The sequence below is a fragment of the Pseudoalteromonas sp. GW168-MNA-CIBAN-0100 genome (assembly GCF_040309225.1).
Lineage (GTDB): Bacteria > Pseudomonadota > Gammaproteobacteria > Enterobacterales > Alteromonadaceae > Pseudoalteromonas > Pseudoalteromonas arctica.
In genome coordinates this window covers 1-260 of record NZ_JBEOOL010000726.1, presented here as the reverse complement: position 1 = coordinate 260, position 260 = coordinate 1, and the positions used below count along the sequence as shown (strand labels likewise).

Below are 260 nucleotides of genomic sequence, written 5' to 3'. Positions count from 1 at the left end.
CTATAGGCCATATCAATAATCTGACTACTGTTCTAATTGATTAGCCAAGAGAGCGGCAAAATCCTCATCACTCACTGACTCCTCAGTAAAACTCTTAGTTTGTGGCACGTTCGGCGTTTGTTGTTCAAATTTAACAACAACACCAGAGTCATTAATACTTCTGTTATTCGGTAGTAAGCCTAATAAGTTCGCGAGACTATTAAATGTCCTGCGTAAAATGACGTTGCGCACACAGCGACTCGTAAAGTTAACCCAAGCAC

The 260-nt window shown here is 40.8% G+C and carries 1 protein-coding gene; it reads right to left on the bottom strand.

The annotated features are described in order from the left end of the window. Nucleotides 1-24: 24 nt before the first annotated feature. Nucleotides 25-260, bottom strand: a 236-nt coding sequence (locus AAEY62_RS23180; protein ID WP_350636790.1) for a hypothetical protein, incomplete at its 5' end; no start/stop codon positions are given.